Source organism: Actinoplanes italicus (assembly GCF_003001815.1).
In the GTDB taxonomy this organism is placed as follows: Bacteria; Actinomycetota; Actinomycetes; order Mycobacteriales; family Micromonosporaceae; genus Actinoplanes; species Actinoplanes italicus.
The window spans coordinates 779,199-805,686 of record NZ_PVMZ01000001.1; the positions used below are offsets into that span (position 1 = coordinate 779,199).

The 26,488-nt window shown below is 68.8% G+C and carries 21 protein-coding genes, 1 rRNA gene and 2 riboswitches; of the genes, 6 read left to right on the forward strand and 16 right to left on the reverse strand.

Translation table 11 applies throughout. The features are described from left to right. Positions 1-61 precede the first annotated feature (61 nt). The 4 genes from CLV67_RS03765 to CLV67_RS03780 form a co-directional block, all read right to left on the reverse strand. Entirely contained in the window at positions 62-961 is a 900-nt protein-coding gene (locus CLV67_RS03765) for an NAD-dependent epimerase/dehydratase family protein (protein WP_106315660.1), read from the reverse strand. A gap of 132 nt (positions 962-1,093) precedes the next feature. Then, positions 1,094-3,100 carry a glycosyl hydrolase family 28-related protein gene (locus CLV67_RS03770; RefSeq protein WP_106315661.1) on the reverse strand — a complete coding sequence of 669 codons (2,007 nt, stop codon included), beginning with the start codon at positions 3,098-3,100 and terminating at the stop codon, positions 1,094-1,096. A gap of 117 nt (positions 3,101-3,217) precedes the next feature. After that, positions 3,218-4,828: a methyl-accepting chemotaxis protein gene (locus CLV67_RS03775; RefSeq protein WP_146168979.1), complete on the reverse strand. Its 1,611-nt coding sequence runs from the start codon at positions 4,826-4,828 to the stop codon at positions 3,218-3,220. A 56-nt stretch (positions 4,829-4,884) separates the two neighbouring features. Then, positions 4,885-5,838, reverse strand: a complete 954-nt coding sequence (locus CLV67_RS03780; RefSeq protein WP_106315663.1) for a LacI family DNA-binding transcriptional regulator — start codon at positions 5,836-5,838, stop codon at positions 4,885-4,887. A gap of 97 nt (positions 5,839-5,935) precedes the next feature. On the opposite strand from CLV67_RS03780, the gene CLV67_RS03785 reads away from it, so the two are divergent. Together CLV67_RS03785 and ahcY are read left to right on the forward strand one after the other, a co-directional pair. Continuing rightward, positions 5,936-6,844: a hypothetical protein gene (locus CLV67_RS03785; RefSeq protein ID WP_146168980.1), complete on the forward strand. Its 909-nt coding sequence runs from the start codon at positions 5,936-5,938 to the stop codon at positions 6,842-6,844. Positions 6,845-6,877: 33 nt separating this feature from the next. Further along, a riboswitch (S-adenosyl-L-homocysteine riboswitch) is annotated at positions 6,878-6,957 on the forward strand. 18 nt (positions 6,958-6,975) lie between these two features. Next, on the forward strand, positions 6,976-8,436 hold the full coding sequence (gene ahcY / locus CLV67_RS03790; protein ID WP_106315665.1) for an adenosylhomocysteinase: 1,461 nt from the start codon (positions 6,976-6,978) through the stop codon (positions 8,434-8,436). 6 nt (positions 8,437-8,442) lie between these two features. Here ahcY and CLV67_RS03795 read toward each other — a convergent pair whose 3' ends face one another. Continuing rightward, positions 8,443-9,228, reverse strand: a complete 786-nt coding sequence (locus CLV67_RS03795; protein ID WP_106315666.1) for an alpha/beta fold hydrolase — start codon at positions 9,226-9,228, stop codon at positions 8,443-8,445. Positions 9,229-9,298: 70 nt separating this feature from the next. Between CLV67_RS03795 and CLV67_RS03800 the strand changes: the two genes are divergently transcribed. Then, complete coding sequence (locus CLV67_RS03800; RefSeq protein WP_106315667.1) at positions 9,299-9,874, forward strand: DUF4142 domain-containing protein; 576 nt, start codon at positions 9,299-9,301, stop codon at positions 9,872-9,874. Positions 9,875-9,878: 4 nt separating this feature from the next. Continuing rightward, entirely contained in the window at positions 9,879-11,525 is a 1,647-nt protein-coding gene (locus CLV67_RS03805) for a cation:proton antiporter (RefSeq protein ID WP_106315668.1), read from the forward strand. Here the strand turns inward: CLV67_RS03805 and CLV67_RS03810 are convergent. The 9 genes from CLV67_RS03810 to CLV67_RS03850 form a co-directional block, all read right to left on the reverse strand. Next, entirely contained in the window at positions 11,522-13,093 is a 1,572-nt protein-coding gene (locus CLV67_RS03810; RefSeq protein ID WP_106315669.1) for an ABC transporter permease, read from the reverse strand. The two genes, CLV67_RS03805 and CLV67_RS03810, sit on opposite strands and share 4 nt — an antisense overlap. Beyond that, on the reverse strand, positions 13,093-13,986 hold the full coding sequence (locus tag CLV67_RS03815; RefSeq protein WP_106315670.1) for an ABC transporter ATP-binding protein: 894 nt from the start codon (positions 13,984-13,986) through the stop codon (positions 13,093-13,095). Before CLV67_RS03815 ends, CLV67_RS03810 begins: the two co-directional genes overlap by 1 nt. Further along, a complete protein-coding gene (locus tag CLV67_RS03820; RefSeq protein WP_106315671.1) occupies positions 13,956-14,606 on the reverse strand; it encodes a TetR/AcrR family transcriptional regulator in 651 nt (216 codons plus the stop codon). Before CLV67_RS03820 ends, CLV67_RS03815 begins: the two co-directional genes overlap by 31 nt. Before the next feature lie 43 nt (positions 14,607-14,649). Further along, positions 14,650-15,549, reverse strand: coding sequence for an ABC transporter substrate-binding protein (locus CLV67_RS03825; RefSeq protein ID WP_106315672.1), 900 nt, complete (start codon positions 15,547-15,549; stop codon positions 14,650-14,652). Continuing rightward, a complete protein-coding gene (locus CLV67_RS03830) occupies positions 15,546-17,513 on the reverse strand; it encodes a putative bifunctional diguanylate cyclase/phosphodiesterase (RefSeq protein WP_239166653.1) in 1,968 nt (655 codons plus the stop codon). Before CLV67_RS03830 ends, CLV67_RS03825 begins: the two co-directional genes overlap by 4 nt. A 67-nt stretch (positions 17,514-17,580) precedes the next feature. Beyond that, positions 17,581-18,345 (reverse strand): ATP-binding cassette domain-containing protein, encoded by a 765-nt coding sequence (locus CLV67_RS03835; RefSeq protein WP_106315674.1) that lies wholly within the window; start codon positions 18,343-18,345, stop codon positions 17,581-17,583. Further along, the gene (locus tag CLV67_RS03840; protein WP_106315675.1) at positions 18,342-19,355 is read right to left on the reverse strand and encodes an ABC transporter permease; all 1,014 of its coding nucleotides are present in this window, start codon (positions 19,353-19,355) and stop codon (positions 18,342-18,344) included. Before CLV67_RS03840 ends, CLV67_RS03835 begins: the two co-directional genes overlap by 4 nt. A 5-nt stretch (positions 19,356-19,360) precedes the next feature. Further along, positions 19,361-20,383, reverse strand: coding sequence for a substrate-binding domain-containing protein (locus CLV67_RS03845; RefSeq protein ID WP_106315676.1), 1,023 nt, complete (start codon positions 20,381-20,383; stop codon positions 19,361-19,363). Positions 20,384-20,465: 82 nt separating this feature from the next. Beyond that, on the reverse strand, positions 20,466-22,625 hold the full coding sequence (locus CLV67_RS03850; RefSeq protein ID WP_106315677.1) for a discoidin domain-containing protein: 2,160 nt from the start codon (positions 22,623-22,625) through the stop codon (positions 20,466-20,468). A 280-nt stretch (positions 22,626-22,905) separates the two neighbouring features. Between CLV67_RS03850 and CLV67_RS03855 the strand changes: the two genes are divergently transcribed. After that, the gene (locus CLV67_RS03855) at positions 22,906-23,412 is read left to right on the forward strand and encodes a metallophosphoesterase family protein (RefSeq protein ID WP_106315678.1); all 507 of its coding nucleotides are present in this window, start codon (positions 22,906-22,908) and stop codon (positions 23,410-23,412) included. A gap of 136 nt (positions 23,413-23,548) precedes the next feature. Next, positions 23,549-24,514 carry a hypothetical protein gene (locus CLV67_RS03860; RefSeq protein WP_106315679.1) on the forward strand — a complete coding sequence of 322 codons (966 nt, stop codon included), beginning with the start codon at positions 23,549-23,551 and terminating at the stop codon, positions 24,512-24,514. 136 nt (positions 24,515-24,650) lie between these two features. On the opposite strand, the gene CLV67_RS03865 is transcribed toward CLV67_RS03860, so the two are convergent. Both CLV67_RS03865 and rrf read right to left on the reverse strand, forming a co-directional pair. Next, positions 24,651-26,075, reverse strand: a complete 1,425-nt coding sequence (locus CLV67_RS03865) for a glycine hydroxymethyltransferase (protein WP_106315680.1) — start codon at positions 26,073-26,075, stop codon at positions 24,651-24,653. 20 nt (positions 26,076-26,095) lie between these two features. After that, a riboswitch (ZMP/ZTP riboswitch) is annotated at positions 26,096-26,187 on the reverse strand. 207 nt (positions 26,188-26,394) lie between these two features. After that, positions 26,395-26,488: ribosomal RNA gene (gene rrf / locus CLV67_RS03870) — 5S ribosomal RNA — on the reverse strand; the annotation flags it as partial.

A 26,488-nucleotide genomic window follows, 5' to 3' on the forward strand; every position in this document is an offset into this window, starting at 1 on the left:
TGGCCCCCGCATGCCCTTCCTGCGGCGATTCATGCCTCGAGTCCGGAAGCCACGTGGACTATCAGCGGGACTGGGCCGCGATGAACTCGGCGATGTACTCGTCGAGCCGCTTCTCGGCGTGCCAGCCCAGGCTGTTGGCCTTGGCGGTGTCGGCCTGACCGCGGACCCGCTCACCGCGCCGCTCCGGGATCAGCACGAACTCGGTCCCGAACATCTCGGCCACCTTGGCCAGCGGCCACTCGCAGCCGGTGCCGAGCAGGTATCCGTCGCCGGAGCCGCTCCGGGCGACCAGAACGAGCCCACGGACGATGTCGTCGATGTGGGTGAAATCTCGGGTCTGGGTGCCGGGCGAGACCACGGTGAGCGGCTCACCGGCCAGGAACTGACGCTCGAAGATGCCGATCACGGTGGCGTACTTGCCCTGGGTGATCTGGCCCGGGCCGTAGACGTTGTAGAAGTACGCGATGGCGTAGTCCAGGCCGTACCAGTTCGAGTAGTTCTTGATGTACTCGATGTTCTTGGCCTTGGTCCACGCATACGGGTTGAGGTTCTCGTCCTCGCCGTCGTTGCCGAACTTCGAGCTGGATCCGGCGTAGATCAGCTTCGCACCGTGGCCGGCCGTGAACTTGACCACCTCCTTGGTGCCGAGGAGGTTGAAGTCCCAGGTCAGGTCGTGGTCCTCGAACGACTGCGGAATGCGTGAGTACTCACCGAGGTGGAAGACAAGCTCCGGGCCCGGCAGCCCACGGTCCGCCCAGGTCTTGGCGATGTCGGTCGTCGACCCGTCGATGTAGGTGACGCGCGGGTCGTTGACGTGGTTCGCCGGGGTGCCGGTGAAGTAGTTGTCCAGCGAGACCACGGCGGCGTCCGGGAAGTCGTTCAGGAGCGAACGGATCAAGGCGCTACCGACGAATCCGGCACCACCGGTGACCAACAGGGTTCGGCTCAACGTACTTCCCATCTTCGCAGTCCTCGCAGCGCCGACCAGGCTACCCAAGCCTCGCTCCCGGCAACCAACCGCGCGCACCGTATTACCCGCAGCGGCCGTGGCGACACTCTGTGGTCGCCACGGCCGGGTGAAAGCGGATTCAGGTCACCACTCGGACGGGGCGGGCGGCGGGACGACCGGCGGGCGGTCGTCACAGGTGATGGTGTTCGGGACGAACGGGGCGAGCCATCCGCCGTCGTTGCCGCCGAGGTCGGTGAGGCCGAACTCGGAGCCGGTCGCCGGGAAGCCGAAGCGTCCGCAGTTGTTGACGCCGGCCGCGCCGACGTTGCGGGCGTCAACGTTCTCGAAGGACGCGGAACCCCCGGCGCGGGCGCTCAGGACGCTCGTACCCGTACCGTCGACTCTGATGTCCCTGAACTTGATCCCGTCGATCGAGTAGAGGTCCTTCACGCCCCACTCGGCGACCAGCATGATCGCGTTGTAGGTGCTGTCCAGGTAGTGGTCGCCGGTGACCCGGATGTCGTTGTCGAAGCTGCCCTGCAGCGAGTAGAACCAGATCGCGCCGAGACCGATCCGCCAGTTCAGCTCGAAGGTGCCGGACCGGGCCGTGGTGTTGTTCGTGAACCGCAGGAAACCGGTGAACGGCTCGGCGCCGAAGCGGGTACCGGCGTGCAGGGCGCTGCCCTCGCGGACCGGGTCGGCGATCAGGTTGTTCGACACCGTGGTGTCCCTGCCGCCGTAGATCGCGATGCCGTTCGCCAGGGTCGGCGACTGCACCGTGTTGCGGTCGAAGGTGTTGCCGCTGTTCGTGGTCTTCTCCGCCCACATGGCCAGCGCGTCGTCGCCGGTGTTGCGGACGAAGTTGTTGCGGACCAGCGAGTTCACGACCCCGGTGTGGAAGTTCAGGCCGTCGGCGATCTGGTCCACGATGATGTTGTTCGTCACCTTCGTGTTCGACATCGGGCCGTCGAACCAGAGCCCCACCTTGGTGTGCTGGATGTACAAGCCGTCGATGGTCGAGTCGCTCATCGCGCCGCCGACCCCGTTGACCTGATCGGTGTCGATCCGCTCACGCACGTCGCCCTGGATCGCGAACCCGGACAGGTGCACGTTGCGGCTACCGCCCGCGGACGCGTCCTTGCCGTAGAAGCCGACCCCGGTGTGCACCGAGCCGTCCGGCGCGGGCGTGTCCAGCGCGACCTCGCGGCCCTTGATGATCGTGTACCAGTTGCCGGCCCCGGTGATCGTCACGTCGTCGACGACGATGTGACGGTTGACCTGGAAGACGCCCGGCGGGATGTAGACCTTACGACCGACCTTCTTGGCGTACGCGATCGCGCGCTCGATGGCCGGCGCAGAGTCCCTCCGCCCGGTCGGGTCGGCGCCGAACAGCAGCGGGTTGATGCCGCTCAGGTCGACCTTCGGCAGTCCGACGAGTTCCGAGTCGAGGAGGTCGACGGTGGTCGGCACGTTCCGGGCGGTGAGCCGGATCCTGTCGCCGGCCCGGTACGTGTGCCCGAGGAGCATCCGCTGCTCGTCGTAGAAGCGGGCCGGCCGGAACGGCTTGGTGATCACCGGAGCCGGGGTGGTGGCGGCCGGCACGCACTGGCACTCGGTGATCCACCAGTCCGGGTGCAGGAGGTCTGCCTGCGGGTCGTTGGTGAACTGGTACTGGTTGTAGAGCCAGGAGTACTGCGAGGTCAGGGTCATGGTGCGGTTGCCGTGCCGGGTGCCGACGGTCAGCGGCGCGGTGATCCCGCCACCGTTCGGCGCGTCCGGGATGCTGTACCGCACGGTGATGGCGTTGGCCGCACTGGGCAGGATGAACTCGACCCACTCGCCGGGATCGAGGGTGACCGCGGAGCGTCCGGACGCCTCGGCGGGCAGCGTGTAGGCGGTGCGGTCCGGCCCGATGACGGTTCCGTTGGTGGCGGCGTGCTCGGCCTCCTGCTCGAGGAAGGCGACGGCGGCGCCCCGACCGGCGACCAGAGCCGGGTCGAGCGCGGCCCGGGTGACCTTGGTGGCCGTGACCTTGGTGGCCGTGGGAGCGGCCTGGGCGACGTGCGGGATGCCGGTGGCGCCGAGCACCACACCGAGAAGAAGGACGGACCAGCGCGGTGGAACGCCGGTCCGCCTCTCGTCAGAGGACATCGAAGGCTCTTTTCTGGAGAGGAAGGTGAGCCGACGATAGATGCACGGAGATCTAACTCACAATGCTTCGTTCATGTTTTTCGTGAATCTGCCGTCTTCTTGCAACCACTGGCAAGACTAGAGCGTGAACCGGTCCACGATCCGTCGGAGGTCACCGGACATCCCGGCCAGGTCCGTGGCGGCGCGGTCGGTCTGGGCCACGCCTGCCGTCGTCTGCCGCACCGACGACGCCACCTCGGTGATCGTGTCGGCGACCCGGGCCCCGGCATCGGCCGCCTCGGTGACGTTGCGGCTCATCTCGTTGGTGGTGACGGTCTGCTCCTCGACCGCGGACGCGATCGTGGTCTGGAAGTCGTTCATCCGCGCGATGATCTCGCTGATCTCCGCGATCGCCGCGACCGCGCCCGCGGTGTCGGCCTGGATGGCGGCCACCCGCTGACCGATGTCCTCGGTCGCCCGGGCGGTCTCCTGGGACAGCTCCTTGACCTCGCTCGCCACCACGGCGAAGCCCTTGCCCAGCTCCCCGGCACGCGCCGCCTCGATGGTGGCGTTGAGCGCCAGCAGGTTCGTCTGCTCGGCGATGGCGGTGATCGTCTTCACCACGCTGTCGATCTCCGACGAGGACTCGCCCAGCTTGGCCATCACGGAGCTGGTGTTCGCGGTGATGTCCACAGCGCGCGACGCCACCTGGGCGGCCTGGGTGGCGCTCTCGCTGATCTCGCGGATCGAGGCGCCCATCTCCTCGGCGCCGGCGGCGACCGTGTGGATGTTCGACGACATGACGGCGGCCGAGTCGGCGACCGCGGCCGCCTGACGTGAGCCCTGGTCGGCGCTGGCCGAGCTGGTGCGGCTGGTCCGGGCGAGGCCGTCGGACTCCTCGGCGAGCTTCAGCGAGTGCGCGGTCAGGTCGGTGACCGTCTGCCGCAGCGTCGCGCTGGCCCGGCGCAGCGCACTCGCCATCTGCCCGACCTCGTCGCGCTGTTCCACCTGCGGATCACCGGAGAGGTCACCGGCGGCCACCTGGTCGAGGACCCTGCCGACCCGGCGCAGCGGCTGCACGATCAGGCGGGACACGTAGAGGGCGGCGACGATCGCGGCCAGCAGCACCCCGGCCAGCACGGCGATGATCGTGGTACGGCTCCGCGCCGCCTTGGCGTCGAACTCACGACCCTGCAGCAACGCCGCGTCCGCGTAGGCGATCTCCTCGTCGAGCAGGACCTCGTAGGTCTTGCGCAGGTCCCGGTTCTCGCCGAGGGCCAGTGCGATCGCCGCCTCGGGCCGGGTCCGGTAGAGCGTGAACTCCGACTCCAGCGCGCTGAACCAGTTGTCGACGGCGGCCTGGATCGCGTCGACGCGGGCCGCGGACTCGGGCGAGTCAGCGACCGCACGGGCCGCGGCGAGCGCGGCGTCGACCTTCTCCTTCCGGCCGCGCGCGTCCTCGGCGAAACTGGCCTTGCCCTGCAGCAGGTAACCGCGCTCGTCGTTGGCCGCGGACTTCGCCGTCACGGCGGCGCCGTTGAGCTGGGTGCTGTACGGCAGCCTCGAGGCGATCTCGGAGTTCCGGTCGGTCTGGAGCTGGTTGATGCCGACGACGCTCAGCACGCCGATCGTCGCGGTCCCGGCGATCGCCACGCCGGCGACCGCGAGCACCTTGGTGGAGACCTTACGGTTGCGGCACCACTGCCCGAGCCCACCGGCCATGTCGCTGTCCTTCTCTCGTTCTCGCAACTACCGGTCCATCGGTGCCTTCGAGGCGGGAATGAGTTAAGGAAAAGTGAACAGCTTCAGAACGCTGCGGGTGGCACGTTGAAAGGCGTGATGACCTGCACCGCCGACGGGTGGGAGCGGATCGGGCCGGGCAGCACTCCCTGGGCCCGCAGGATCGCCCGGCAGGCGTGCCGCACGTCGGCCCGCAGATCCTGGTGCAGGACCGCGGAGATCCGGTGCTCCCGCAGCAGGGCGGCGTTCTCCCGGTCCAGCCCGTGCGCCACGAAGACGTCGTACTTGCGGCGCTCGGCCGCGAAGGCCGCGACCACGGCCGCGTTCCCGCAGGTCCCGGCGGAGTAGACGGCCCGGATCGTGGGGTTGGCGGCGAGGATCGCCCGCAGCGGAGCGGTGTCCGAACTCTGCGCGGTGAGCAGCCGCCGGGACGGCAGCACCGAACGGAACCCCTCCTCCCGCTCGCCCCTGCCGTTGATCAGCAACACGTCACCGGCCCGGTCCGCGAGGAGCCGCTCGACCAGGTACGCCGCCGTCGCACCGGATTCGAAGCCGTCCACCCCGACGTGCGCGATGCGTTTGCCGGCCGGCAGGTCGTGGTTGAGGGTGACGACCGGGACGCTCAGCCTGGCCACCGCGTCGGCGACCTCCGGCGTGGGCGGGGCCAGCACGATGAGACCGTGCGAACGGGATCGGCCGAGGCGTTCGAGGATCGTGGCCGGGTCGTCGGTGACGTGCGGCCGGACACGGATGGCAACCGGGGCGAACTCGGGCGTCTCGGCTTCGCAGGCGGCCCGGACCGCCGCGCTGAACCGGCGGGACGTCTGCAGCACCACGTCGATCACGAACGGGCGGCCGGACTGTGTCTGCTCCTGCCGGTCCAGATCGGCGATCGCCTGGTGCACCGCGCGGGCGGTGCTCTCCCGCACCCCGCCGCGATGGTGCAGCACACGGTCCACGGTGGCCTGGCTCAGCCCGGCGCGCGTGGCTATCTCCCGAACCCGATACGGGTGCTTCACGCCGTACAGAATGATGGTTTTCTGAGGTTCTATGGAAGGTTCTTGATGTTTTCTCGCCCCTTCGCGTGACGCTTCGAACCCGCGTTAGGCTGCCCGCGTGCGCGTGTTCTCCCGCAAGCTGGACAACGTCGTCGAGGTCTACGACACCAACCTCGATCTGGTACGCACGTTCGCCGTCCCGTCCCGGAGCACCTTCAAGGAGCCGGGCAGCGAGGGTCACGCGGTCACCAGATCCCGCGACCGGCTGATCTACGCGACCGACACCGCCGTGTTGAAGGTCGACCCGGACGGTCGCGAGGAGTGGCGTTTCGACCTGGGTGAGCGCGGGCCGAGGTGCGGCGTCTCCTTCACCGACGTCGAGCTGTCCGCCGACGACTCGCTGGTCTGGGTCTACGCGCCGAACGCGATGGCCGACCGTGACCGCGAGGACGAGTGGATCGTCCTGGACGCCGCCACCGGCGAGCTGCGTGAGCGGCACGTGCTGCCGACCGTCGGGCACGGCGGCGATCAGTACCCGCTGTCCGACGGCCGGATGTTGCTGGAGGTCGGCGAGGGGCAGGACGGCATCCAGATCTACCTGGGTACGCCGGGCGCCGCTCCGCACGACTACGGCTGGGGCGACCGCTCGCTGCACGGCGTCTCGCCGGACGAGACCCGGTTCGTCACGGTGGGTCACGACGCCGAGGACCTGGCCGTGCACGGGTTCCCCCGCGGCGAGGTCCTGTTCCGGTGCACGCTGTCGGCTTTCGGCTACCGGGACGACGAAGAGGACGTGTTCGTCGAGTGGAGTCCCGGATTCCTCGACGACGACACCGTCGTCGCGGTGGTCTCGGGGATCGACGACGAGGAGGACACCGAGTGGTGGCGGCACTTCCGGGTCGACGCCCGCACCGGCGAGGTCCTCGGTGAGCTCGAGATCACGACCCTGAACCAATACGACATGGATGTGCTCGGTGACGGAACGTATGTGATTACGGACACCGACGGAACACTCCGGCGGATGTGATCTTGCCGGGCGGGGGTTAAAGTGGTTTCCGGCTCTGCCGAGAGGCGCTGCAACGGACCCCTGAGGTCCGCCACGCTCGGCCGGGTTTCTTGACGCAAGGGCGCCTCCTGAGAGGGAGGAGCCCTCTTTTCATGAGCGACAAACTTCGATCCGTCAACGGTCTCGACTTCGCCGTGGCCGACCTGTCGCTGGCCGAGGCCGGCCGTCACCAGCTGCGTCTCGCCGAGCACGAGATGCCCGGCCTGATGTCGCTGCGCAAGGAGTTCGGCGAGAGCAAGCCGCTGCGCGGTGCCCGGATCGCCGGCTCGCTGCACATGACCGTGCAGACCGCCGTCCTGATCGAGACCCTGGTCGCGCTCGGCGCCGAGGTCCGCTGGGTGTCCTGCAACATCTTCTCCACCCAGGACGAGGCGGCCGCCGCCACCGTCGTGGGCCCGAACGGGACGGTCGACGCCCCCGCCGGTGTGCCGGTCTTCGCCTGGAAGGGCGAGACGCTGGAGGAGTACTGGTGGGCCACCATGCGCCTGTTCGAGTTCAGCGACGGCCAGGGCCCGAACATGATCCTGGACGACGGCGGTGACGCCACCCTGCTGGTGCACAAGGGCGTCGAGTTCGAGGCGGCCGGCGCCGTGCCGCAGACCACCGCGGACGACAACCACGAGTACTCGATCATCCTGGAGACCCTGCGCGGCAGCCTGGCCGCCGACAAGCAGCGGTTCACCAAGATCGCGGCCGAGATCAAGGGTGTCACCGAGGAGACCACCACCGGTGTGGCCCGGCTCTACAAGCTGGCCAAGGAGGGCACGCTCCTCTTCCCGGCGATCAACGTCAACGACGCGGTCACCAAGAGCAAGTTCGACAACAAGTACGGCATCCGGCACTCGCTGGTCGACGGCCTCAACCGCGCGACCGACGTGATGCTCGGCGGCAAGCTGGCCGTGGTCTGCGGTTACGGCGACGTCGGCAAGGGCTCGGCGGAGACGCTGCGCGGCCAGGGCGCCCGCGTCGTCGTCACCGAGGTCGACCCGATCTGCGCGCTGCAGGCGGCGATGGACGGCATGCAGGTCGTCCGGCTCGAGGACGTGGTCGGTGAAGCGGACATCTTCATCACCACCACCGGTGGCACCGACATCATCACCGTCGAGCACCTGTCGGCGATGAAGCACAACGCGATCGTCGGCAACGTCGGCCACTTCGACGACGAGATCGACATGGCCGGCCTGGCCAAGGTCGACGGCATCGAGAAGATCGAGATCAAGCCGCAGGTGCACGAGTGGCGCTTCCCGGACGGTCACGCGGTCATCGTGCTGTCCGAGGGCCGTCTCATGAACCTCGGCAACGCGACCGGTCACCCGAGCTTCGTGATGTCGAACTCGTTCACCAACCAGGTGATGGCCCAGATCGAGCTCTGGACCCGCCCGGAGGCGTACGAGAAGCAGGTCTACGTCCTGCCGAAGCACCTGGACGAGAAGGTGGCCCGGCTGCACCTGGACGCCCTGGGCGTCCGCCTCACCACTCTCACCAAGAAGCAGGCCGAGTACCTGGGCGTCGACATCGAGGGCCCGTACAAGCCGGAGCACTACCGCTACTGATCACCGTCACCGGTCGTCGAGGAACGCCGCGAGCGCGGTGTTGACGTCGAGGGGCCGCTCCATGTTCGGCATGTGGGCGGCCCCTTCCACCGGCAGCAACCGGCACCCGCGGATCCCCTCCGAGACGCGCTCGACCATCGCGAGGTGGTCGGGCGCGTCCAGCGTTCCGTAGAACGCGAGCGCCGGCACCCGGATCTCACGCAGCCGGTCCCAGGCCCCGTCGACCCAGCTCGGCGGCACCGCGCCCGGATGCGCGTGGTTGCGGACCGTGTCGGTGGCCATCTCCCGGCAGCGGTCCAGCACCGCGCGATCGACCTCGGCCGGTCCCCGGTAGGGCCCGACCACCCCCATCAGCAGAAACTCCTCCACCCAGTCGGCCACGTCGGCGCGCTCCTGGGCGGCCGCCATCCGCCGCATCACGTCCAGCATCCACGGGTCCTCGAACGTCGGCGTCCCGGTGCCGGAACCCATCACCACCAGGCTGCGCACCAGCTCCGGGTATTCGAGCGCGGTGTCGATCGCGGCGCTGCCGCCCATCGACAGCCCGACGAGATGGGCCCGCCGCACACCGAGAGCACCCAGCAATGCGGCCACGTCGTCGCACTGCCGGAACGGCTCGGTGCCGGTCGGCGAGCGGCCGTGCCCGCGGGCGTCGAACCGGATCACCCGGCGCCGCGGCGCCAGGAACGGCACCTGCTCGTCCCACATCCGCAGGTCGAGAGTTCCGCCGTGCAGCAGCAGCACCGTATCGGCACCGCCGCCCGTCTCCTCGTGATGCAGATCGGTCCCCATCCCTCATGGTGCCGTGCACCGTTCGGGGCGGCTCACGAAGTGTCCGGCTTATCCCACTTATGCTGCGATCATGTCATTCCGTCACAAGCTTTTTACTTTGAGTATGGCGGCCGTCGCGGCCCTCAGCGCCGGGCCGGCGGCAGCCGCACCGGCGGCGCCCGCGGCCACTCGCCACGCCGTCGCGGCGGCCCGCCCGGCCAGCCCCGAGGCCGAGTTCCTGATCGCCGTGCACCAGGGCAACCTGGCCCAGATCGCGGCCGGCAGGCTGGCCGCCCGCAAGAGCGAAAACCGCGTCGTCCGCAAGCTCGGCAAGCGGTTCGCGACCTATCACCGGAAGCTGGATGCCCAGGTCACGCAGGCTGCGCAGACCCTCGGCGTGAACCTGCCGACCGAGCCGAACTCCGAGCAGAAGGACCTCGCCGGGCAGTACCGGGCCGCGTCCGGAGCCGAGTTCGACGCCCTCTTCCTCAGTACTCAGTTGTCCGGTTACGAGCGCGCCGCCAAGCTCGCCCAGGTCATCCTGCAGGTCAGCACGGACCCCGCGATCCACGAGATCGTCGAGGGCGCCGGCCCCAAGATCGAGGCGAATCGGATCGCATTGTCGTCAGCCCGCGACCAACTGCTCAAGGAGCAGCCGCGACAATGATCGTATGAGCTACGAGGAGATCCTGCTGTTCGCGCTGGGAGCAGTCGCGGTGATCATCGTGGTCCACTGGGTCACGGAGAGAACCGGCCTTCCCGCCGCTGTCCTGCTGACGGTCGTCGGCATCGTCTACTCGTACCTGCCGGGGGAGAATCTGCCCCTGGAGGAGGACATCATCCTGATGTTCATCCTTCCTCCGCTGCTCTACAACGCGGCGCTCGATTCATCACTGCTCGACATACGACGCAACATGCGTACGGTGATCAGCCTCTCGGTGGTGCTGGTGCTGATCACCGCGCTCCTCATCGGTTACGGCTTCTCCCTCTGGGTGACCGGGGCGACCCTGGCGACCGGCATCGCGCTCGGTGCGGCGGTCGCCCCACCGGACCCGGTCGCGGCGCTCGCGGTCGGCCGCAAGGCCGGGCTGCCGGGCAAGCTGATCACCCTTATCCAGGGTGAGGGCCTGCTCAACGACGCGACCGCGCTCACCCTGCTCACCGTCGCGATCGCCACCTACAACAACGTCGACAGCTTCTCGTACGAGAACGCGGTCGGCAGGTTCGTCATCTCGGCGGCCGGTGGCGTGCTGATCGGTGTGATGACCGCCTACGTCGTGCGGTTCCTGAAACCGTTGCGGGCCGACCCGCTGAGCGCCAACGCACTGTCGATCATCACGCCGCTCGCCGCGTTCACCTTCGCCGAGCACTACCACCTCTCCGGTGTGCTGGCGGTCGTGGTGGCCGGTCTGATGGTCGGCCACGACACCCCGCGCTACACCACCGGGGCGAGCCGTCTGCAGACCGCCGCGGTCTGGCGATTGATCGACTTCCTGCTGGAGGGCGTCGTCTTCCTGCTGATCGGTATGCAGGTCAAGAGGGTTCTGAGCTCGCTCGACGAGTACTCATGGAGCCAGATCGCCATCGCCCTCGGCATCACGCTCGGTGTCGTGCTGCTGGTCCGCCCGTTCTGGCTGATCGTCACCCAGTTGCTGCCGCGTCAGCTCCACCTGCGTCTGGGTGGTCAGCAGGACGACGACATGGACATCCCGGAGGGCCGGACGAAGGAGGAGCCGCTCTCCGGGCGGGAGGTCACCGCGCTGAGCTGGGCCGGCACCCGCGGCGTGATCACGCTGGCGGCGGTCTTCATCATCCCGGAGAACGTCCCGAACCACGACCTGATGGTTCTCTGTGCTCTGGTGGTCGTGCTGGTGACGCTGGTGGGGCAGGGACTCACCTTCGCGCCGCTGGTGCGCTGGCTGGGCCTGCGCGCCAACAAGAAGGACCTGGCCCGGCTGCGCAACGAGGCTCGCTCGGCCGCCGTCCAGGCCGCTCTGCACCGGCTCGACGACATCCAGGAGGAGCAGCACGACGAACTCGAGGACGAGGCCATCGAGACGATGCGCAAGCAGCTCGAGATCCGCCTGGACCGTTACCGCCGCCGACTCGACCTGCTGGAGCAGGTCGAGTCGTACGAGGTGCCGCAGTCGCCGCAGTACGAGGCGGCCCTGATGGTCCGCCAGGCCGTCATCGACGCCGAACGCGAGGAGCTGCTGCGCTGGCGCGACGCGGGCCGCCTCGCCGACGACAGCCTGCGGGTCCTCAACCGCGAGCTGGACCACGAGGAACTGGTCCTGCCGAAACGGCCGAAGGACTAGCCCGGGACGTCCCGGCGGCGCAGGGCGAGCAGTCCGGCGCCGCCGAGGGCGGCCGCGATCAGGGTCAGATTCATCAGCGGTACGGCGGACAGGCTCGCGGCCGGCAGGTGCGGGACGTGGGTGAACGGTGACAGGTCGAGCACCCACTGGTCGAACTCCAGCAACGGCCCGACCAGCATGAGCAGCAGCACCACGGCGACACCCGCCCAGGCTGCGGCCGCCGCTCGCGGCGCCACCCCGATCAGCAGCATCGCCAGCCCGGCCAGCACCCAGACCGCGGGCAGCTGCACGAGCGCGACCTTGACCATCAACGCGACGTCGCCGTGCACCAGTCCGGTGAACAGACCCTCGGCGAGCAGCGCCACCGCCGGCCCGGCGAGCGCGAACAGCAGGTGGCTGCCGGCCCAGGCGACCCGGCTGACGTCGGTGCTGAGAATCGCCTCGGCGTGCCCGGTCTGCTCCTCGTCGCGGATCCGCAGGGCAGCCTGGATCGCGTAGCAGGCGGCCATGATCCCGCAGATCGGCGCGACGGTGCCGAAGTAGCCGTCCAGCACCCCGTCGGACCCGCCGATCCGGGCGAACATCTCGCCGACCCCGGCGGAGTCCTCCGCGAGCGCCACCACGCTGGCGGCCACCGCGCCGAAGATCAGGCCGAGCGCGGCGAACCCGCCGACCCAACCGAACAGCAGGCCGCGGTGCAGCCGCCAGGCGAGCGCCACCGGTGAGCGCAGTGACGCGGCCGCGGCGGCCGGTCCGAGTCGTCCGGCGAGGAGGCCTCCGCCGAGATCACGGCGGGTCAGCAGGTACGCCGAGACGACCACCGTGGCCAGCGTGACCACGACCGCCAGCACCGCCGGCCACCAGTCGTCCGCCCCGAACGGGAAGACCCGGTGCACCCAGCCGATCGGCGACAGCCACGACAGCCACGACAGGCTGCCGTCCCCGGTCGCCGAGATGTCACCGGCGAGCCGCAGCACCCAGACCACCCCGAGCACCAGCACCCCGATCGCCCGTGCTCCACGAGCAGTGCCGCTGAGCTGGGCCGCGAGCGCACCGACTCCGGCGAACATCCACACACTGATCGCGAACACCGCTCCGAGCGCCACCGAGCCACCGGCGGGAAGTCCCTGTCCGATCAGGGTGACCGTCACGATCACACCCATCACCAGGCCGGCCGCAGCGGTCGTGAGCAGGGCCGCGGCCATCGGCGCGAACCGGCCGACCACGGTGGCCCGGATCAGCTCGGTGCGGCCGGCCTCCTCGTCGGCCCGAGTGTGCCGGATCACGGTGAGCAGGGCCGCCAGGCCGACCAGCACCGGCGAGAACCCGCCACGCCACACCACCAGCTCACCGATGCTGTCGCCGTGCAACGGGCCGTAGAGGCCCACGAAACCGGCGTTGGCGGCGCTGATCCGGGCGTACTGGATGCGCTCCTGCACGGTGGCGAAAAGGGTGTCGAAGCCGGTCACGTAGATGTACGGCAGCAGGCCGAGGCCGAGCACCCAGAACGGCAGGACGAACCGGTCGCGCCGCAGCACCAGCCGGAGCAGCCGCAGTGTCCCGGTCATCAGGCCGCGTCCCGGGTGTAGTGCCGCAGGAAGAGCTCCTCCAGCGACGGCGGCTGGCTGACGAGACTACGCACCCCGGCGGCGACCAGCTGTTTCAACGCCGGGTCGAGGGCGTCCGCGTCGACGTCGAAGGTCACCCGCCCGTCCTCGGTGGTCAGGTCGTGCACACCGGCGATGCCGGCCAGCCCGTTGACCGGCCCGATCAGCTCGGCACGGATCGTGGTGCGGGTCAGGTGGCGCAGGTCGTCGAGGGTGCCGCTCTCCACCGAACGGCCGGCCCGGATGATGGTCAGCCGGTCACAGAGCGCCTCGACCTCGGACAGGATGTGGCTGGACAGCAGGACCGTACGATCGCCGCGTCTCTTCTCCTGAAGGATCACCTCCCGGAAGACCTCCTCCATCAGGGGGTCCAGCCCGGAGGTCGGCTCGTCGAGGATGAGCAGCTCCACATCGGAGGCCAGCGCGGCGACGAGCGCCACCTTCTGCCGGTTGCCCTTGGAGTAGGCCCGGCCCTTCTTGCGCGGATCGAGCTCGAACCGCTCGATCAGGTCGTCGCGGCGTTTCCGGTCGAGGCCGCCGCGCAGCCGCCCGAGCAGGTCGATCACCTCGCCGCCGGTCAGGTTGGGCCAGAACGTGACGTCGCCCGGCACGTATGCCAGCCGGCGGTGCAGTGCTGTGGCGTCGGCCCAGGGGTCACCGCCGAGCAGCCGCGCCGCCCCGCCGTCGGTCCGCATCAGCCCGAGCAGCACGCGGATCGTGGTGGTCTTGCCCGCCCCGTTCGGCCCGAGGAAGCCGTGCACCTCGCCGGTCCGGACCCGCAGGTCCAGACCGTCCAGAGCGGTGACCGCCCCGAACCGTTTGATCAGTCCTTCTGCCTCGATGGCATCCGCCATGGCTCCTTCTCTCCCTGGGAGGAATCCTTCAGCCGATCCAAGGCCTTCATCGCCTCGTCGGCCTGCTCAGGAGTGAGAAGTGGCTGGCTGAAGATCTCCAGGGACGCCCGGATCATGCGCAGGTAACCGGGCAGCACGCCGACGTCCTCGCCGAGCGCCGCGGTCAGCTGGTCGCGCATGAGGAACATGCCCATCTTCAGGGCGCCGAGCACAGCGACGAAGGCGCGCGGGTCGCTGCTCTCCAGTTTCGTCCCGGCGAACCAGCGCTCGCCGTGCTGCACCGCGGCCTCGAACATCGCGGAGCCGCGGGGCGAGCCGTCCATCAGGGAACGGACCATGTACTGCTGGAGGGCCAGCGCGTCGGGGGCCAGCGCGCCGCCGAGCGACTGCGACTCGGTGAAGGCCATCTGCAGCTGGGCGATCCGGGCCATCGCGAACTCGTCGCAGGCGTCGCGCAGCCCCTCCTTGGAGCCGAAGTGGTGCCGCAGCAGGCCCGAGGAGACGCCGGCGGCCTCGGCGATGTCCCGGATCGTGGCACCGGCGATGCCGCGCTCGGTGAAGAGCGCGATCGCGGCGTCCCGGATCCGGGCGCGGGCCGTCAGGTCGCTGTCACTACTCACGCGTGTAGCCTACTACACGCGTGTGTAGTAAAGATACCGCCTTCTATCCCGCGTTGATGGTCGCGGCCTTCACCCCGCTCGCCGACAGCTCCCAGCGGGCCAGCAGGTCGTTGTAGACGCCGGAGTCGATCAGCCGCTGCAGGGCGTCGCGCAGGCAGTCCCGCAGGTCGTCGTTGTCCCGGTCCACGGCGATGCCGAAGTGCCCGGGCTCGTACTGATGGTCCGAGGCGAGCTGGAAGAAGGCGCTGGTCCGCTGGTCGGTGGTGACGAAGGCGGCGGGCGGGTAGTCCTGGAGCACCGCGGCGACCCGGCCGGACCGCAGCTCGACCATGGCGTCGGCGTTGGTCGGCAGGCTGTGGATGGTCAGCTTCCGGGAGCCGCACTCCTTGCGGAGCCGGACCAGCATCCCCTCGTGGTAAGTGCCCTTCTCGGTGGCGGCGGCCTGGCCGCAGATGTCCTGGAGATCGGCGATGCCGTGCGGGTTGCCGCGCTGCACCAGGATCGACGTACCGGTGTAGAAGTAGTTGACGAAGTCGACCTTCTTGCGCCGCTCGGCGGTGTCGGTCATCGAGGAGAGCACCCCGTCGTACGTGCCGGCGTTGACCTCGTCCACGGCCGTGCTGAACGCGCCCACCACCATCTCGACCCGGATGCCGAGGACCTGACCGATCGCGGCCGCGAGATCCGGCTCGAAGCCGATGATCGTGCGCCCGTCCGCGGCGAAGTACTCCATCGGCGCGTAGCTGGCGTCGGTCACCAGTCGGATGAAGCCACGGGCCTTGACGTCGTCGGGCAGCAGCGCGTGCAGCGCCTCGTCCCTGGTGACGGCGGCGACCTCGTCCAACTGACCGGCCTCGGTGGTCAATGCGGCGGTGGAACAGCCGCCCGTCGCGAGGACGGCGGTGATACCGAGGACGGCGATGCCGCGGCGAATAAGCCTCATCGGACGAACCCTTCTGAGTAGTCGATCACGGGTAGGGAGAAATCCGGTTCCACCTGCGGCCACGGGACCGGACGCCCGATCAGATAGCCCTGTGCCTCGTCGCAGCCGGCCTCGATGAGCCAGCGGTACACCTCGGCCGTCTCCACGCCCTCGGCGGTGACGCGGCTGCCCAGGCCGTGCGCCAGCTCGATCACCGAGCGGACGATGGCCCGGCTCTGCGGATCGTGCGCCACGTCCTTGACGAACGCCCGATCGATCTTGATCTCCGCGACCGGCATCCCGCGCAGGTGGGAGAGACTGGTATAACCGGCGCCGAAGTCGTCGACCGAGATGCCGACACCGAGCGCCGACAGTTCCGCGATGGCCCGCTGCACGGTGTCCGTGTCACCGGCCAGAGCCGTCTCGGTCACCTCCAGCATCAGCCAGTGCGGTGCCGTACGGTGCTCGGCCAGCAGGCCGGCGACCAGGCCCGGGAAGCCGGGCACCTCCAGGTTGCGGGCCGACACGTTGACTGAGACGACCCACCGTTTCCCGGCGGCGGTCCAGCCGAGCTGGTCGGTCAGGGCCCGGCGCAGCACCCACTCGGTGAGCGGGACGATCAGGCCGGAGTGCTCGGCGGCAGGCAGGAAGTCACCCGGCGGCACCAGTCCGCGCTCCGGGTGCTGCCAGCGGACCAGCGCCTCGACCGCGCGGACCGTACCGTCGCTGACCCCCACCTTGGGCTGATAGTGCAGGATCAGTTCGTCGCGCTCCAGGGCGTGCCGCAGCTCAGCCTGTACGACCAGCCACTGGTGCGGCTGCGCGGCCTGCTCGCCCGAGTAGACGACGATGTCCATGGTGCCGCGCTTGCCCTGGTACATCGCGGCGTCGGCACGCTGCTTCAGCTCCTCCATGTGGTGGCCGTGCTCCGGGTAGAGCGCGATGCCGAAACTGGCCTCGATGCTGAGTGGCACGCCGTCCAGCACCATCTCCTCGGTGAGCCGGGCCCGGGCCTGCTCCAGCAGGGCCACAGCGTCGGTGCGGTCCCGGCCGGGAAGCAGCAGCGCGAACTCGTCACCGCCCAGCCGGGCCAGGATGTCGTCCGGGCCGAGCGAGTCCCGGAACCGGACCGACACCTCGCGCAGCAACTCGTCACCGGCGTGGTGGCCGAGCGTGTCGTTGACCTCCTTGAACCGGTTGAGGTCGACCAGCACCATGGCCCCGTGACCACCGTCGCGGGTGGCACGGTCCAGCCGCTCCTCGACCCAGGTGCGGAACGCGGTGCGGTTCGGCAGGCCGGTCAGGGCGTCGTGCAGGGCGTTGTACCGCTGGTCGGCCGCGTACCGGCGCAACGAGCGGGTGGTCAGCCAGGCCAGCAGCGCCAGCAACACGTACAGCACGGCGAGACCGCCGCCGATGCGCCAGAAGGTGTGCGACACCTGCTGCTCCAGCCGGTCGGCGATCTCCTGGTACGGCAGGTAGACCTCGACCACGCCGACCGACTGGCCGGTCGCACCGGCGAACATCGGCTGCATCACGCGGATCGTCCTGGTCCGGCCCATGATCACCCGGGCGCGTGGCTCACCGTTCGAGGCGGCCTGGAAGTCGGGGTCCGAGACGGGTACGCCGCTGCTGCTCGACCCGTCGTCGGAGAAGATCACCCGGCCGCTGAAGCCGCGCAGGCGCAGGTGCTGGACCGACCCGTTGAACACGGCCAGCCGGGTGGCCTCGCGCATCCGGTCGTGCTGGTCGGCGGTCAGACCCCGGCGGCTCAGGTCGTCGCCGCCCAGCGTGGGCGTGTCGCCACTGTTCAGTGCCGGTGCGACGACCATCTGTGTGATGACGTCGGCCTGCGCGAGGCCCTGGGCACGACCCTGCTCGGCCGCGTCCCGGGTGTAGTCCTGAAGCACGAGCGCGCCCAGGGCCACCACGGGCACGAGACTCGCCACCGCGAAGGTCGCGAACAGGCGGGAGGTACTCCGCACTCGCGGCCGTACCCGGCGTTTCCACATGTGGGCCTGATCGGTCGCAGGCCGTGGAGGGTTGAGGAATTCAGTCCGGCGGCGGCATGGCACCTGTCATGATGGCGACCGCGTCCGACATCGAGTGCGAACCCGGCGTGATCACCGCGATCCGGCGGCCCAGCCGCTGGATGTGGATCCGGTCCGCGATCTCGAAGACGTGCGGCATGTTGTGGCTGATCAGGATGACCGGCAGGCCACGATCGCGGACGTCGCGGATCAGCTGGAGCACCCGGTTACCCTCCTTGACCCCGAGCGCGGCGGTCGGCTCGTCGAGGATCACCACCTTGCTCCCGAAGGCGGCCGACCGGGCCACCGCGACGGCCTGGCGCTGACCGCCGGAGAGCGACTCGACCGCCTGGCCGATGTTCTGCAGGGTGGCCACGCCCAGCTCGCTCATGTGCCGAGTGGCCTCCGCCCGCATCTTCTTGCGGTCCAGCATCCGCAGGACCGACCCGAGCGGTCCGGGCCGTCGCTGCTCCCGGCCGAGGAACAGGTTGTCGGCGATGTCCAGGCCCGGTGCCACGGCGAGCGTCTGGTAGACGGTCTCGATCCCGGCGGTCCGGGCCTCCATCGGGTTGCGGAAGTGAACCGGCTCGCCGTCGAGCAGGATCTCGCCGCTGTCCGGGACGAGCGCACCGGACAGCGCCTTGATCAGGCTGGACTTGCCGGCACCGTTGTCGCCGATCACCGCGAGGATCTCGCCGGGGAGCAGTTCGAGGTCGCTGCCGTCGATCGCGACGACCCGTCCGTACCGCTTGGTGAGGCCCTTTGCCTGAAGAACCGGTGTCGTCACGATTTGACCTTCCTGATCCACTGGTCGATCGACACCGCGATCAGAACCAGGAGGCCGATCGCGAAGCCCTGCCAGACCACCTCGACGCCGGCCAGTTGCAGGCCGTTGCGGAAGACCCCGACGATCAGCGCGCCGATCAGGGTGCCGATCACCCCGCCGCGACCACCGAAGAGGCTGGTGCCACCCAGCACGACCGCGGTGATCGAGTCGAGGTTGTACTCGGTGCCGACGTTCGGGCTGGCCGAGGCGAGCCGGCCGATCAGGATCCACCCGGCGACCGCGTAGAGCAGACCCGCCGTGGTGTAGACCGAGAACAGCACCCGGCCGGTCCGGATGCCCGCGAGCCGGGCCGCCTCCGGGTCGTCCCCGGTCGCGTAGACGTGCTTGCCCCAGGCCGTCCAGCTCAGCGCGTACGCGAAGAACCCGAACAGCAGCAGCATGATGATCGACCCGTAGCTGAGCCGGAAGTCCCCGATCGGGATCGCCTCCCCGGTCCACGTCATCAGCCCCGGCATGTCCGCGCCGCGGACCGTCTCGCTGTTGCTGACCACCGCGTTCAGCGAGAAGAAGATCGTCAGGGTCCCGAGCGTGACGATGAACGGCGGCAGCTTGATCCGGGTCACCAGGAACCCGTTCAGCGCGCCCATCGCCGTACCGCAGGCGAAGCCGAGCAGCAGCGCGAGCGGCGCCGGCACCCCCGCATCGGTGGCGAAGAGCGCCATCAGGATCGAGGAGAACACCGCGATCGCGCCGGCGGACAGATCGATCCCTGCGGTCAGGATGATGAGTGTCTGCCCGAGTGCGAGTGTCGCGATGACGGTGACCTGCAACAACACCAGTGACAGGTTCGCCGCCGAGAAGAAGCGGGGGTTGACGATCGAGAACGCCACGATCGCCACGAGGAGCACGGCGAGCGGCCCGAGGACCGGGTTGCCGTGCAACAGGTGCTGAACACGCAGGCCGAACGAGTCGTGGCGTCGCGTCTCGAAGTCAGCGGCGGTGGTCGACATCGCAGTCACCCCCAGCAGTTCTGCTTGCCCCACGCGGAGTCCTTCGCCTCCACGCCGGCCTGCGGTTGGTCGGTGATCAGTTGCACGCCGGTGTCGACGAAGTCCTTACCGGCGGTGTTCTGCGGCTTGGCGCCGGTCTTCGCGTACTCCGCGATCGCCGCGACACCCAGCTCGGCCATCTTGATCGGGAACTGCATCGAGGTGGCACCGATGACTCCGCCGGCCACGTTGTCTACGCCCGGACAACCGCCGTCGACCGAGACGATGGTGACCTCGCGCTCCCGGCCGGCCGCCTTGATCGCCTCGTACGCCCCGGCCGCCGCGGGTTCGTTGATCGTGTAGACCAGATTTATCGAAGGGTCTTTCTGGAGCAGGTTCTCCATCGCGGTGCGACCGCCCTCCTCGTTGCCATCGGTGACGTCGTGCCCCGCGATTCGCGGATCGTTCTCATCGCCGATGCGCCCCTTGTCGGCGACATCAACCCCGAAACCCTCAAGAAAACCCTGATCACGCTGTACGTCCACGCTGACCTGATTGGCGTTGAGATCGAGCATCGCTATCCGCGCGTCCTTGCCCTCGGTCTCGAACTTCGCCTTGGCCCACTGCCCGATCAGGCGCCCGGCCTCGTAGTTGTCGGTGGCGAAGGTCGCGTCGGCCGCGTCGGCCGGCTCGACCGGGGTGTCGAGCGCGATGACCAGCATCCCGGCCTCGTGCGCCCGGTCGATGGCGGGCACGATCGCCTTCGAGTCGTTCGGGGTGATCAGGAACCCCTTGGCGCCGAACGAGATCAGGTTCTCGATGGCGAGCACCTGCGCCTCGTTGTCGCCGTCCACCCGCCCGGCGAACGTCTGCAGGTCGACACCGGCGGTGCCGGCCGAACTCTGTGCCCCCTTCTTCATGGTCACGAAAAAGGGGTTGGTATCGGTCTTGGTGATCAGGCCTACAACGGGCTCGCCGGTGCCGCGATTGCACGCGGCACCGGCGAGGACCAGTATCAGACCACTCGCGGCCACGACGAACCTGCGCATTCCTCCTCCAATACATCGAGAGGAACCGTTGTCTTGGAGTAGACGCTCAGGTCATCGGGCTGTCAACCGGAGAAGGCCTCGGTCAGGGGAAGTTGACGACATAGGACGGAACGGTCGCGGTTCCCTGCGCCGGGCCGCCCGTGGTGTTGACGACGTTGTCGATCACGCCGTTGCCGCCGAGCGAGACGGTCAGCAGGTTGTGGAGGCGGACGCCGGACTTGACCGGTACCTCGAAGCCCCGGTCCGCGTGGATCGACGGATTGACGTTGAAGTAGCAGTAGCTGCCCATCGCCCACGCCTCGTGCGTGTTCACCGAGTCGGCCACCTTGTACGCGGCGTACCCCTCGGCTCCGGTCCGCCACGCCGCCTGGGTCGGCGGGTCGTACGGCATCTCGTTCTGGAAGAAGTACGTCCGGCCGCCGTTGCCGTTCCAGATCACCTGGTACTTCTGGTAATGCTCGACGAACAGGCCGTACGCCGTGACGTCATTGCCGTTGACGATCAGACCGTGGTCGCCGATCGCCGTGTCCCAGTTGTACGTGCCCGCGTTGCCGTGGTCGGCGCGCCAGGCCCAGATGTGGTCGATGATCACGTTGTTGCTGTTCACGAGCAGGCTGTTGGTGGCCTTGCCGGCGATGTAACCACCGACCCGCAGGAACACGTCCTGCACCGACGACGGGTTCGCGGCGTGGTTCGCCGAGGAGCCGGGCTGGCCCATCACCAGCAGGTTCGGCGAGAGGGTCGTACCCGCGTCGAAGAGGATGCCGGCGACCTTCACACCGTCCACATCGGCCACCTGCATCGCGGTGACACCGTTCTCCGGGATGACCGTCGCGTAGCCGAGTCCGAGAACCACGGTGTTCGCCCGGTTCACGTTGATCGTCTGGTTGATCCGGTAGATGCCCGGCTGGAAGATCAGGTTGAGGCCCGAGGCGAGGGCCGCGTTGATCGTCGCCGCGCTGTCGCCCGGCTTCGCCACGAAGAACTGGCTCAGCGGGATGCTCGTGCCGGGCGTGTTGCCGTTCGCCCAGCTGATGCCGGTGCTGTCGGTGCGCAGGCTCGGCACGAAGACCGCGTAGTCGGAACCGGTGTGGTACAGGTACGGCTTCTCCCGTACGACCGGGGTGTTCGGGATGTTGGTGTAAGGCGGATTCGGGAAACCCGCACCCGACGGCGCACCCTGGACCCCGACGAACGCCTGGTTCCACACCGCGTTGGTGTTCGAGGCGATCGTGCTGTTGCGGGTGAGCCACTGCTGCTGCGAGTACTGGCCCAGCGAGCCGCTGATCCGCGAGTCGGCGACGTAACCGCCGGAGGCCCAGCCGTATCCGTTCGGCGCCAGGTTCAGGTTGCCGTGGATGTCCATCCGCCGGAACGGCGCTGCCTGCGAGACCGCCCAGCGGTTGGTGCCGTTCACCGGGTACACGGAGAGGTTCTCGGTGGACCGCCAGAAGTTCTGGGTGGCGTTGCCCTGGAACCAGCCGGCGTCGACCGTGATGTCACCGTTGATCCGCACGTCCTGCGGGTTCTGGCCGAGACCGACCACCGAGGTGTAGAAGCCGACCTGGATGTTCAGGTTGTTGTAGGTGCCGGGCCGGAACGCCAGGACGTAGCGCCCGGTGCCGAACTGCGCCGTCTCCTGCTCCGCGAAGATCTGGTCGGCACGGGCCTGAATGCTGGCCGACGACATCGACGGGTCGAAGACGACCACGTTCGCGCCCAGGCTGCCGCCACCCGGAATGCTCGGGCCGCCGGACTCGCCGTAGACCTTGAACTCGAACAGCGAATAGCCGTAGCCGGTCGTTCGCTGGGTGCCGTACATCCGCACGTACCGGCCGGTGCCGCTGACCGTCAGCGACTGGTTCCCACCCGCCGACGTGGTCGTCGAGTACACCGTGTTCCAGCTGGACGCGTTGTCGGAGATCTGGATCTGGAACGCCTTGGCGGCAGCGGTCTCCCAGTTCAGTTCGACCCGGCTGATCGCCTGCGAACTGCCCAGGTCCACCTGCAGCCACTGCGGGTCGGAGAAGGCCGAGGACCACCGGGTGCCGGGGTTGCCGTCGACCGCCTCGGCGGCGGCGTATGCCCCGGCGGCCTCGGTCGAGGAGGCGGTCGCGGGCTTGCCCTGCGACAGCAGTACTTCGGCGGCCGAGGCGCCGGTCGACGTGACAGCGACGTGGCCGGCGGCGAGGACGGCGACGACGCCGCCTATCACGCCGCTCCGCCAGCGGGAGCGTCTCATGGGGAACTCCTAGTGGGACGGGGAGGGAAACATGATCTTGGGAGAGCGCTCACCCGTTCCCGACGCTAAGAGTTGTCACCGATCTATGTCCAGAATGTTGCGAGGTTCCGGAACCGCACGCCGCTTTCTCCCCCGAACCCCACCTTCTGCAAGGTTTCGGCAGCTAGAACACTTCGGGACCGACATTCCTCAGCCTTCATAACCCTTTTCTGAAACCGGTTCCGGCATCGCCCGCAAGAACACCCAGGCGAACACCCACCGGACAATTAGGATCGATTGCATGCGGCTCGTCATGATCAGCGACACGCACATCCCCAAACGCGCCCGCGATCTTCCCGCCACCCTGTGGGCGGCGATCGAGACGGCGGACGTGGTCATCCACGCCGGCGACTGGGTCGACATCGGCCTGCTGAACCGGCTCGAGACCAGGGCGGCCCGCCTGATCGCCTGCTACGGCAACAACGACGGCCCGGCGTTGCGGGCTCGTCTGCCGGAGATCGCCCACGCCACCCTCGACGGGGTCCGGCTCGCCGTGATCCACGAGACCGGCCAGGCCACCGGTAGGGAGAAGCGGTGCGCGGCCATGTTCCCCGACACCGACGTACTGGTCTTCGGCCACTCCCACATCCCGTGGGACACCACCGCGCCGACCGGTTTGCGGCTGCTCAATCCAGGCTCACCCACCGACCGGAGGCGCCAGCCCGACCACACCTGGATGAGCGCCGACATCACCGCCGGAGCCCTGCACGACGTGACCCTCCACCGGCTGCCACCACGCACGGCATGACCGTTTCCGCCCACCTGCGACGCCCGCAGGGGATTCTGGGAAAACGCTCTCCAAATCTCCGGCGTACGATCTGGCGTGCTCGGCCAACCGAACGCCGCGGTCTCCGCCGAGCCCTCCCGTACGCCATGATCGTCCGGTGACCTCGATCAGCGGCCGTCTCACCGACCTCGCGCACCGCCTGTCCCGCATCGTCGACGTCCCGGCGGACGACGAGCTCGAAGGCGTGCTGATCGCCGCGGGCTGGGAGCCGTCGACGCGCCGGGACCACCGCGTCTTCCAGCTCGACGAGATGCTCGCCTACACCCGGTCGCATCACGGTGGCGCGGAGATCATCGTCGACATCCGCGACTTCGGCGACCCCCAGGACCTGGACCGCGAGGAGTACGCGGACAGCGACCACGAAACGATCAGCGCCCAGCTGTACGCCGACGCCGAAGCGCTCGCCGACAGCATCGCCGACGAACTCGACCTCCCACCGGCGGGCCCGTTCGACATCGACCCGCTCGAGGGCTGGCACTTCGACCCGTACCTGTTCCGGGCCGGGCACTGGGTCCTCGCCCTGGCCGACGTCCAGCAGGACTCCGACCTGCCCCTCATCGTCGAAGCCCACTTCGCCTGGGGCGCGGACCTCGAGGGCCGTCTCACCGCCCTCGTCGCGCCCCCGGCCCACCCACCCGCAGTCGACTGGACCACGATCACGCGGCTGCTGCCCACCGACTATCGCTGGCTCGTCGACACGTATGGCCCCGGCCCGCTGGGCGGCTACCTGGACCTGGCCGCCCCGGATCAGCTGCTCCCCACCCCCGACGTCGGCCGGCTCGTCTGGCCGGAACGCCTGACGGCGGCCACCACCGACGACGGCACCACGATCTCCTGGCTCACGCAGTCGAACCGCCCATGGGAGAACGACCCGCAAGAGCAGGTGAACAGCTGGAACCTGCTGCTCTCCCGACCCGGCCACGACCGTGAATACCACTGCTGCCTGCTGCGTTTCCTCGTGCTGGCCCTGACCGGCGCACTCCCCGAAGCGCTACCTCGCCGGCCCCGCCCCGGCCCGCTGCTCCCGAACTCCTCTGATGTCCCGCCCCGGCTCGCGCCCTGAGGAATTCCCGGAAAGCACGAACCCGCCGTGACCGACTGACGGTCGAGCGGCGGGTTCGTCGTTTCTTCCAGCTGTGTCTTACCGCTGTCTCAACACGCTGAGACAGCGGCAAGAGCCAGCCGGGTGCTGCGGCGGGTCAGGCCAGGCTGACCGACGGGTAGAGCGGGAACGGAGCGAGCAGCTCAGAAGCCTGCTTGCTGATCCGGTCGGCGAGCGCCGGGTCAAGGTTGAACTTCGCCTTCGAACCCTCGGCCGGACTGGTGTTCGCCAGAACGGTGTGGATCAGCTCGGCGATCTGGTCCATCTCGCCGACACCGAGGCCACGGCTGGTCAGAGCCGGGGTGCCGACGCGGATGCCGGAGGTGTACCAGGCACCGTTCGGGTCGTTCGGGATCGCGTTACGGTTCGTCACAATGCCGCTGTCGAGCAGAGCCTGCTCGGCCTGCCGACCGGTGATACCGAACGGGTGCACGTCGAGCAGCACCAGGTGGTTGTCGGTGCCGCCGGAGACGAGCTGCACGCCCCGCCTGAGTAGGCCCTCGGCCAGCGCCTGGCTGTTAGTGACGATCTGCTGCGCGTAGGACGCGAACTCCGGCCGGCGGGCCTCCGCGAACGCGATCGCCTTGGCCGCCATCACGTGCGGCAACGGGCCACCGAGCACCATCGGGCAGCCACGATCCACCTGGGACGCGAGCTCCGGCTGGCAGAGCACGGCACCACCGCGCGGGCCGCGCAGGCTCTTGTGGGTGGTGGTGGTCACGATGTGCGCGTGCGGAATCGGGTTGTAGTCGCCGGTGAACACCCCACCCGCGACCAGACCGGCGAAGTGCGCCATGTCGACCATGAAGGTGGCACCCACCTCGTCGGCGATCTCGCGCATCTTCGCGAAGTTCACCTTCCGGGGGTACGCCGAATAGCCGCCCACGATCACCGCGGGCTTGAACTCCTTGGCGCTCTCCCGCAGGGCCGCGTAGTCGATCTGACCGGTGGCCGGGTCCACACCGTAGCTGCGCTGGTCGAACATCTTGCCGGAGATGTTCGGGCGGAAGCCGTGGGTGAGGTGACCGCCGGCGTCCAGAGACATGCCGAGCAGCCGCTGGTTGCCGAAGGCCTGGCGCAGCTCGGCCCACTCGGCGTCGGTGAGGTCGTTGATCTGCCGCTTCTCGAACTTCTTCAGATACGGCACCTCGACCCGGTCAGCCAGGATGGCCCAGTAGGCGACGAGGTTGGCGTCGATGCCGGAGTGCGGCTGGACATAAGCGTAAGGCGCGTTGAACAGCGCCTTGGCGTGCTCAGCGGCCACCGACTCGACGGTGTCGACGTTCTGGCAGCCGGCGTAGAACCGGCGGCCGACAGTGCCCTCCGCATACTTGTCGGAGAGCCAGTTACCCATGGCGAGCAGGACCGCCGGGGAAGCGTAGTTCTCACTCGCGATCAGCTTCAGCGACTCACGCTGGTCGGCCAGCTCCTGCGCGATCGCGTCGGCGATGCGCGGCTCGACGGACCGAACCACCTCGAGGGCGGAGCGGAAAGCGATGGACTCGGCGTTCAACTCTGACATGGGACCTCCCTATCACGTAGCGAAGAGGCCCAGGCGCACGGCAGGTCGTCGTCTCGACGGGGCCGCTCCACGATGGTCAGCCCATCCGAACGCGCCAGTCACGGCCCGGCACCAGCATACCGGCTCCCCGGATGTGCCGCTGCCGTCCAGTCCTCTGCACGCCCCCGTCACGGCACAGAACTCGACGACAGCGGCCGTCCCGGTTGGTAACCCCGGTTGCGGCCGCCGGCCTTTTCGGGCGCGGAATTTCTCAGGCGCAAGAAGATCACCAAATAGAGAAAGGCCCACCCCGTGTGGGGTGGGCCTTTCATAACGTTGAGTCCGGCGGCGTCCTACTCTCCCACACCCTCCCGAGTGCAGTACCATCGGCGCTGGAGGGCTTAGCTACCGGGTTCGGAATGTAACCGGGCGTT

Coding starts and splice junctions, on each gene's coding strand:
- CLV67_RS03840 (WP_106315675.1), bottom strand. CDS start 19,355: ATGTCGACCACCGCCGCTGACTTCGAGACGCGACGCCACGACTCGTTC.
- CLV67_RS03800 (WP_106315667.1), top strand. CDS start 9,299: ATGTCATTCCGTCACAAGCTTTTTACTTTGAGTATGGCGGCCGTCGCG.
- CLV67_RS03845 (WP_106315676.1), bottom strand. CDS start 20,383: ATGCGCAGGTTCGTCGTGGCCGCGAGTGGTCTGATACTGGTCCTCGCC.
- CLV67_RS03850 (WP_106315677.1), bottom strand. CDS start 22,625: ATGAGACGCTCCCGCTGGCGGAGCGGCGTGATAGGCGGCGTCGTCGCC.
- CLV67_RS03795 (WP_106315666.1), bottom strand. CDS start 9,228: ATGGGGACCGATCTGCATCACGAGGAGACGGGCGGCGGTGCCGATACG.
- CLV67_RS03865 (WP_106315680.1), bottom strand. CDS start 26,075: ATGTCAGAGTTGAACGCCGAGTCCATCGCTTTCCGCTCCGCCCTCGAG.
- CLV67_RS03815 (WP_106315670.1), bottom strand. CDS start 13,986: ATGGCGGATGCCATCGAGGCAGAAGGACTGATCAAACGGTTCGGGGCG.
- CLV67_RS03805 (WP_106315668.1), top strand. CDS start 9,879: ATGAGCTACGAGGAGATCCTGCTGTTCGCGCTGGGAGCAGTCGCGGTG.
- CLV67_RS03810 (WP_106315669.1), bottom strand. CDS start 13,093: ATGACCGGGACACTGCGGCTGCTCCGGCTGGTGCTGCGGCGCGACCGG.
- CLV67_RS03855 (WP_106315678.1), top strand. CDS start 22,906: ATGCGGCTCGTCATGATCAGCGACACGCACATCCCCAAACGCGCCCGC.
- CLV67_RS03765 (WP_106315660.1), bottom strand. CDS start 961: ATGGGAAGTACGTTGAGCCGAACCCTGTTGGTCACCGGTGGTGCCGGA.
- CLV67_RS03770 (WP_106315661.1), bottom strand. CDS start 3,100: ATGTCCTCTGACGAGAGGCGGACCGGCGTTCCACCGCGCTGGTCCGTC.
- CLV67_RS03825 (WP_106315672.1), bottom strand. CDS start 15,549: ATGAGGCTTATTCGCCGCGGCATCGCCGTCCTCGGTATCACCGCCGTC.
- ahcY (WP_106315665.1), top strand. CDS start 6,976: ATGAGCGACAAACTTCGATCCGTCAACGGTCTCGACTTCGCCGTGGCC.